The organism is Paenibacillus sp. A3, from assembly GCF_001399685.1.
Classification (GTDB): domain Bacteria; phylum Bacillota; class Bacilli; order Paenibacillales; family NBRC-103111; genus Paenibacillus_G.
The window spans coordinates 1-2,817 of the sequence record NZ_JTHN01000331.1 but is presented as its reverse complement, the minus strand read 5'-3'; the positions used below and the strand labels follow the sequence as shown (position 1 = coordinate 2,817).

Annotated in this window: 3 protein-coding genes; 1 reads left to right on the top strand and 2 read right to left on the bottom strand. The window is 61.8% G+C overall.

All coding sequences use genetic code 11. The annotated features are described in order from the left end of the window. The coding region (locus QJ48_RS37820; protein WP_369126853.1) for an ATP-binding protein at nucleotides 1-986 on the top strand (986 nt) is incomplete at its 5' end. On the opposite strand, the gene QJ48_RS34210 is transcribed toward QJ48_RS37820, so the two are convergent. Both QJ48_RS34210 and QJ48_RS34205 read right to left on the bottom strand, forming a co-directional pair. Further along, nucleotides 969-1,943 (bottom strand): EamA family transporter, encoded by a 975-nt coding sequence (locus QJ48_RS34210; protein ID WP_054977738.1) that lies wholly within the window; start codon nucleotides 1,941-1,943, stop codon nucleotides 969-971. The two genes, QJ48_RS37820 and QJ48_RS34210, sit on opposite strands and share 18 nt — an antisense overlap. 65 nt (nucleotides 1,944-2,008) lie before the next feature. Continuing rightward, on the bottom strand, nucleotides 2,009-2,770 hold the full coding sequence (locus QJ48_RS34205) for a glucose 1-dehydrogenase (RefSeq protein WP_054977737.1): 762 nt from the start codon (nucleotides 2,768-2,770) through the stop codon (nucleotides 2,009-2,011). Nucleotides 2,771-2,817: the final 47 nt, after the last annotated feature.

Here is a 2,817-nt window from a genome sequence, read left to right as displayed (position 1 = left end):
CGCTGAAAGCGTGGCAGGCCGCCCGCGACCGGCAGCTCGCGCGGCTGGAGCAGCTTGCGCGGGATGGCCGGCAGCACGCCGAGCTGAGCCGCCAGTCCGCGCTGCTGTCGCAGCAGCTTGAGCGGACAGCCGCGAAGCGGCAGGAGCTGCTCGACGCCGCGGGGGCAGACGGGGAAGAGGCGCTGCGGCGTCTCCACCGCCAATACCTCCGCCGTCAGGAGCTGCTAGGGGAGCTGCGACAGGACGAGCTTGCCATCCGGACGCTGGTAGGGGAAGCGGGGATGAAGCCGCTCGACGAGAGGCTTGCGAACGTCGCCGGAGGCGAGCTGGAAGAAGAGCGGACGCGCCTGTCGGAACAGCGGGATGCGCTCCGGGAGCGGCTGGAAGCGTGCCGGGAGGCAAAAAGCCGCAAACGCTTTGAAATCGAACGGCTGACCGAAGGCGGGGATCATGCCGACAAGTTGCAGCAGGCGGAGGAGCGCCGTACCGAGCTGAGGCGTTTGATGAAGCGTTGGGCGGTCGTTTCCATGTGCGGAACGCTGTTCGCACAGACGAAACGATTGTACGAGCACGAAAAACAGCCCTCCGTTATGCAGAGGGCATCCAAGTACTTCGAGAAGGTGACGTCCGGCCGATTCACGCGGATGATTGCGCCGCTCGGCGAGCAGCGTGTATTGGCGGAGAGGCCGAACGGCGAGCTGCTGGATGCGTCCGCGCTCAGCCGGGGGACGGCCGAGCAGATGTACTTGTGCATCCGCTTCGCGCTCGCGGACGAATACGCGGCATCCGGGGTACGGCTGCCGCTTGTGATTGACGATTTGTTCGTGAATTTCGATGACGAGCGGCTCGGATACGGCATAGAGCTGCTGCAAACGGTGGCCGAGGGCCCCCAGTTGCTGCTGTTTACGTGCCACAAGCACGTGCTGGATGCGTATGTTTCCCGTTTTTCCGCAGCATCCGTCCGGCATTTAAGCCGTAAGACGTAATACGATCATGCCGATCAAGGCAAGCAAAAGGCCGCCCGATTCGAGGCGGCTGAATTTTTCTTTCAAGCCGAAGCGGGCATAGAAGAGCACGAGTACGACGTTCATCGCGATGACGACGGAGACAAGCCCGGTGACGCCTGCGGCGAACGCCGGCATGGCAAGGATCATGCCGCAGACATTGGTAATGCCGACGAACATCCCCCAGACCAAAGTGCGGCTGGGGGACCAGCCGCGGGCTGCCGCTGGAGCGGGCCCGCTTCCGGCTGCAACCGCAGAAGCAGCCGCGCGTACCGGGCTGCCGGGCGCCTCCTCCGTCCCTGCGGCCGCTTCTTCGCACCCGGCCCGGATCGCCGCCCGGGCGTGAGCCTCTTGCTTCCGGCCAAGCAGCCAAGCGGCGGCAAACAGCAGCGAACCGGTGCCGTACATCAGCGCCAGCGTGGGCAAGGTGGCCGCTCCGATGAGAGTCGCCTGCTTGGACGAGAGGTCGGTCAAGCCGAAGAACAGCATCGTAATCGCGCCCCAGTGCGCGCCTTGCAAATTTTTGAGCGAAATGTCGTTGGAGTAGCGGATCATTAAAATCCCGGCGACGATCACGATAAAGGCGACGAGCTGCGCCGAATTGAGCTTCTCGCCCCACAGCACGTACGCGAACAGCACGACCACGACCGGCGGAAGCCCGGTGAACATGGCCACAAGCGACGCTTTACCGACGGAGTATCCCTTATACATCGCGGCGTTGGAGACAAACGAAAACAGCCCGAGCAGCGTGCCGATCCACACGGGCTTCGTCCAGGCTTGTCCGGTGGCCGCAGCCGCAACGAGCGCAATCAGCGTGCCGGACGCATAGACGCCCAGCAGCAGCAGGTTCCGGTTGATTGGACGCTGCGACGTCCATTGATATAAGATGCCCCTCAGCCCAAAACAAAGCGCCGAGGCGGCCGCAAACAAAAACCACATGATGTCTGATTCTCCCGTCATAAGTACAGTTCTTCCACTTTTTTTTCTCTAACACTGAATGAAGTCTAATCTTCGTAAATCATTTTCACGGTCATGCCGCCGTCGACCACAAGATTTTGTCCCGTAACGAACCCGGCCCCGTTTCCGGCCAAATACAGGCACGCTGCCGCGATATCCGCCGGGGTTCCGACACGTCCGGCCGGATGCTGCAGGCGGTCCCGTTCGCTATGTACGGGGTGGCGCCGTTTGGAAGCTTTTTGCCAGTCGGCGGTCTCGATCCAGCCGGGGCTTACGGCATTCACGCGTATACCGTACGGACCGAGGCTGACGGCCATCGCATGAGTCAGCGCCAACAGACCGCCTTTGGAAGCGGAATACGCCTCGGTGCCCGCTTCCGACATCAGTGCCCGTGTGGAGGCAATATTCAGAATGATGCCGCCGCCCTGCCGCTTCATCGCCCGGGCCGCCTGCTGCGAGCAGACGAACGTACCGCGCAAGTTTACGTTGATCACCCGATCAAACGACTCCAGCGGCAGCTCCAACATAGGGACGTTCATCCCGATCCCGGCATTGTTCACGAGCACGTCGATCCGTCCGAAATCGTCCAACATCAGCTTGAACCACCGCTCCACTTCGGTTTCCTCCGCCACGTCCACAGGAAGAAACATGCCTTTGCCGCCGAGGCTGCGGACCTGCTCCATCAGTTCCATGCCCGCTTCCTTATCCGTATCGGCAACGGACACCTCATAACCGGACTTCACGAATTCCAGTGCGACCGCCCTGCCGATTCCTTGCGCGCCGCCCGTAACGGCAGCTACTCTTCGCATAGGCTCACCTCCGTAAGAATCGATAAGCTAAGCTTGTTGAGAAAGTG

Coding starts and splice junctions, on each gene's coding strand:
- QJ48_RS34210 (WP_054977738.1), bottom strand. CDS start 1,943: ATGTGGTTTTTGTTTGCGGCCGCCTCGGCGCTTTGTTTTGGGCTGAGG.
- QJ48_RS34205 (WP_054977737.1), bottom strand. CDS start 2,770: ATGCGAAGAGTAGCTGCCGTTACGGGCGGCGCGCAAGGAATCGGCAGG.